This is a genomic window from uncultured Candidatus Kuenenia sp., from assembly GCF_900696675.1.
GTDB classification, from domain to species: domain Bacteria; phylum Planctomycetota; class Brocadiia; order Brocadiales; family Brocadiaceae; genus Kuenenia; species Kuenenia stuttgartiensis_A.
The window spans coordinates 1-4,821 of record NZ_CAADGZ010000187.1; the positions used below are offsets into that span (position 1 = coordinate 1).

At 40.4% G+C, this 4,821-nt stretch carries 4 protein-coding genes; 1 reads left to right on the forward strand and 3 read right to left on the reverse strand.

Going from position 1 to position 4,821, the window contains the following annotated elements:
* Positions 1–858: 858 nt before the first annotated feature.
* The gene (locus QZT26_RS16460; protein WP_099323503.1) at positions 859–1,170 is read right to left on the reverse strand and encodes a metalloregulator ArsR/SmtB family transcription factor; all 312 of its coding nucleotides are present in this window, start codon (positions 1,168–1,170) and stop codon (positions 859–861) included.
* 477 nt (positions 1,171–1,647) lie between these two features.
* Between QZT26_RS16460 and QZT26_RS16465 the strand changes: the two genes are divergently transcribed.
* The gene (locus QZT26_RS16465) at positions 1,648–1,890 is read left to right on the forward strand and encodes a hypothetical protein (RefSeq protein ID WP_157775534.1); all 243 of its coding nucleotides are present in this window, start codon (positions 1,648–1,650) and stop codon (positions 1,888–1,890) included.
* An 83-nt stretch (positions 1,891–1,973) separates the two neighbouring features.
* Here QZT26_RS16465 and QZT26_RS16470 read toward each other — a convergent pair whose 3' ends face one another.
* Complete coding sequence (locus QZT26_RS16470) at positions 1,974–3,548, reverse strand: hypothetical protein (RefSeq protein WP_205713298.1); 1,575 nt, start codon at positions 3,546–3,548, stop codon at positions 1,974–1,976.
* A 366-nt stretch (positions 3,549–3,914) separates the two neighbouring features.
* A partial coding sequence (locus QZT26_RS16475; protein WP_295103706.1) for a hypothetical protein occupies positions 3,915–4,821 on the reverse strand: 907 nt, incomplete at its 5' end.

Sequence of the window (4,821 nt, forward strand, 5' to 3'; positions counted from 1 at the left end):
GTTATCATTACAGGAAGTTCTTAAGTGCTGGAATGACATTGCTTGTTCTTTAGCAGAAAATACAAGAATCCGAAAAACACAGATATCAAAATACTTCGAGCATACCTAAAACAAGTTAGCGCTTATGGGGTGCAGGGGGTGGACTGGATTTCTCCATCGATTCAACTACCTCTTTATTATGAAAATAAATTTGACCCTCTTTCCCACGCTCCGCAGACAATTCCACCCCTTAATCCCCCGCCAGCGGGGGGACAGGCTTACCACATCCCTTACAGCTTTCATGCCTTTGCAGGGTTGATCCAGGTACATTTCCGGTTTTTTATGACTTCTGCCATGTTTTAATGAAACGTACAGTAGAATTAACCCCTGACAGCGTTGTTTTACCCCAATCACACAAACGGTTACAAAAAAAGGGATGCTCCTCCTGACGGAGCTATTTATCCTAAGCTAGCATAGCCAGAACTAAACAAGCACGAAATACGAAAAACGCACTCGTTTAGCATTTTAAATAATACTCTCGTTTCCAGGCTCCGGCTCTTCCGCTCGTTCCCAAGCTCCACAGACCGGGTCAAATGGACAATTTTATCCTATTTTACGACAGGCATTCTCCACTTTTATGGGAAAACAGCACTAAATAAGGTCGAAAACAGGCATAATGAGAGGAGTTGTCCCCACCTTTAAGACAACAAAGTTCTTTTGGTCCAGTCTGTGGAGCTTGGGAACAAGCGTTTTTGCTTTTTTAAAAAATATAAACTGTTACCACTTTTCTCTCATACACAGCCAATGTTTCGTCGTGTGAAATTCATTTAATGCAACACACTCATTTTGGCGTTCTATTGTTTTAAGTAAACCGACAAATTAACAGCTATCTTCTTCTTTTTCTTCTCCCTTTTTCTGCACGATCTCTTGTAAAAAAATTGTTACTTTTTCTATATTTCTTTCATTTAGTGAGTAGTAGACCCATTTACCTTCCTTACGGTCTTTAATGAGACCGCTTCCCCGTAAAATTCCCAAGTGGTGAGAAACAAGATTTTGCGGAAGTTTAAAATATTTATAAATATGACACACGCATTTTTCGCCGGATGCAAGATATGAAATAATATTGAGACGGATTTCACCGCTCAACGCTTTTAGTAATTTGGCAAATTGTTGGGTTTTGATAGTGTTCATAAATATATATCAAATTATCTTGATATAATATGAATTGAAAACCTGAATGTCAAGGTCAAGGTGCTTGTGGGTACATTCCAGATTTTTTGAAACTGTCTGCACAATGTAACAAAAGCATCCTGCTTGTGATATTTAATACACAAGCGGCCTTGCCTATACGTCCCGGCACGCAGACAGGCGACTCTCCCAGACCGGGACGGTCTGGCTACCTTCGGAAACGTACGCAGACAGGTAAGCATCATAGAGACACGCCATGGCGTGTCTCTACTAATTGTTTATAGCTAAAAGTATTTATTCCCCTAAAATTTAATATACAATCCAGGTATCAATAGATGGGTGGCGCAGGCATTTTGCCTTTGCGGAATACAGGCAGGAATGCCTGTACCACCCTTGCAATAAATTTTATTATTCATCTTCCAAAAAACCTTATTTTTTTACTTATATTTACAAAAAATCGGGAATGCCCCCGTGCTTGTTATGATAAAAATAATTTTTCCGTTCATACTTTCAGTAAAGCGGCTTTGTTGCCTGAAAGGTGATGAGAATGCTGTTAGCAGGGATGAGACAGGTCGGATAACACCACAGAAAAATATCACAAGAAACCGTGGCAATTTGAGCAAAGTCTGGGCATCAAATACTTCTCTCACTAAAACGCATAAGAGAGCGCCATGGGAAGAAAAGACCAGGAGAACAGGCGTATGGCAATCTACCCTTCTTTAAATAAATCGCTGAAAAGGAATTTACACAAGATTGTTGACAGTACCCGTTCTTCTTTGCAAAGACAACTTTTTATCGTTCATGCATTATCTGGTCATTCTGCGTGATGATAATTCATAGTCGGTTAAAATGTCGTAGAACAGCTCTGGCTTTTTTTCTTTCAGTTCTATCATATAATCCAAAAATTTCCGGGTACCATCACCTAAAATCTTTCTTACTTTTTCCATTAAGAAAGGATGCTTCTGTGCTTCATAAATAAAAGGCTTATCAGGGTTCACCTGCTTAAACATTTTAACATCCTGGATGAAATGTAAAATATAAATCATATCCTGAAAAAGGGTATCCATGCCATAAGTGCTCGCCCGATCCATGAAGTCTTTAAATACATGATAGACTGAAACATACTCCAGAATCACTGATTCCATTGCATCCAATGAAAAATATTCCAGGTGTTCCGCATCGCTGCGCATGTGCTTTAATTCTTCTAAACTTGCATTTTTGATCTTCGACATTGTTATTACCGGGAATTTTAATGCACTAAAATTGGTGACAAAAAAGTTACGCATCTCAGAACGATACAGGTGACTCTTTATGTACATCAATTGATTAAATTTTTCTGCCTTTTCTTTTCTTTCTAACAGCCTTTCTATTAATAATGCACCCAGCAATATTTCAAGGGGTATTGCAGCCACGTGCAACATAAACTCGATATGTGTCGCATAAAAAACATATAAAGAGCATGCCGATGCTGTTATCAAAGAAATATAGAGCCATGCTTTTTTTGTAAATTTAGCCAGAGACAGCTTAAGTTTCAATGAAAAGCTTTCCAGACGTCTGGATTGATTAACGGCAGTTTTCTTGTATACGCTCAATAAACTCGTTTGCGTGGCAATGATCGACCTGAGTCTCTCGGTTTCGTCAAGCACGGTCTTCTCGTTTATGTAAATTTTTTTTGATACAAAGGGCAATACCGCCATCCTTGTATTCAAGGCGAGATATTTGAACATCTCTGCCGTATTCCGTGGAACCCTCGTTTTCGAAAATATAACCACCGTAAATAAATTCCCCGTAGGCAACATACTTCCAAACCCCAATGCCGATTTAATTCCGAAAGGTATCACAAATTCATCCTGAGCTGGAATATGGGGACTTCCCAGGGCATCGGGCACGTGAAACACATTAAAAATCTTACTTTCCAGCTCAGTCTCAAGAGTAGGACGAGGATGTAGCACCTTGTCAATATCTATCCCGAACTGGTAAACCAATTGGGCGATCATAGGATGCTTATCCACCGTTTGCTTATCTACCAGGGGAATAACCCGGTGTCCCTTGGAGCGTTTTATCGAATTCCACTCAGGTTGCAGTCCCACTGTTGCTAAGAGGACTAAGCAACTCGTAGTATTAGTCAAACGTTGCCCCTCTGACATCATGTTGGCTAATTGACGTAATTCTTCGTCAAGGCTTTCGTAGGTATATGTTATGAAAAAGCGCACCAGTGCAGAGGACTTTTCACCTGTCCGCCTGTCAATAAGGTGTTCGTAAAAATAGTGGACCACCGAATCAGCCAGTTCCTCTACACCTTTCGCTTTATACCCAAGGTGCTCCAGTGCATCTCCACATCGGGTCATGTCCTGAATGGTAAAATTTGTAAGATCGTACATTGCTTTATTTACCTGTAATATTCTTGGTGCGGCCTTTGGCTGCAACCAAATTCGAAATACGAAACTTCTATTCTATGGGTGCATTCCCGATTTTTTGTAAATATTCGCACATGCCTGTTGGTTGACAGGTATTGTATCGCAAACATCTTGTTTGATTAACCCTGACAGGGTTGTTTCTGCCATTTTCAAGCGGTAAAAGACAGGTTTGAAACCTGTCTCTACGTTACTGTTAACCCCTACTGATTGTTTTTTTTGCAAAAAAATCGGGAATGCACCCACTTCTATTCTTGATTGGTGATTGGATTCTTGATGCCACATGATAAATACAATTAACAATTGTTTTTTTAGTTCACATCTTTTACCTGCCTATAGACACTCATCTATTACCGTTTTTAAGTCAACCTTAAAAATATCCGAAAACCTTCTGTACGTTTCTGCCTGTCTGAAGTAGTTTAAATGATAGACATGTTGCCACGGTTCGTAGTTAAACTTTATTCCGCTTTTAATACCGGTTGGCCATGGAACGACCATCTTGTCTGTGTCAACGACCAGGTCATTTGGATCGCCGAAATAGACGTCGGCAATGCTATCCGTTATATCGTCTTTAAGCCCTCCTTTGAAAATGCCCGACGGTTCAAAATCCGACCCAATGGTGTTATATACAACATCGCCGCCGATACTGCTACTGCTTTTGTTCAGTTTTTTAATAAATTCAGAATTGGGATTCATTGCCCAGACGCCCGGTATTGCATTCGGTTCCTTTAATTTAGACGCGGCAAACTTTATCAGCCCTCCCACGAGATTGAAAAATATCTTCATCGGCGCCCCACCCGTGAAAAAGAATATGTTTGTCAGAAGGTCGATCTTTTTGGCCAGTGAGTCCCATTTTCCAGGATTTGCAAGACTCGTCCCACCGGCAGGGCATGCGACCATTACAGCATTGTCTACATTTAAATAACCATTGCACAGTTCCGCAAATGAGCGCAATACAAGTCCTCCACGGCTGTGCGTTACAGTATCGAATTTTATTCCCGTATCTAAAATACCAGTACTCTCCAATGTAGACAGCATGTCTTTTGCATTATCCTCAGGGGTTTTAGACAAGGTAAAATGGTCATATCCTAAAATAACGGGATATTTATTTTTGGGTCTTCTCCCTATCGAGTGGGTAAAAATGAGCGAAAATTGCTTTGTGTTAGATATCAGGCAGCATGCAGGCCAAGATTTTGAGTCGAAGATATTCTTCGTCTCGTAGACCGTAAGCTCGGCGTTG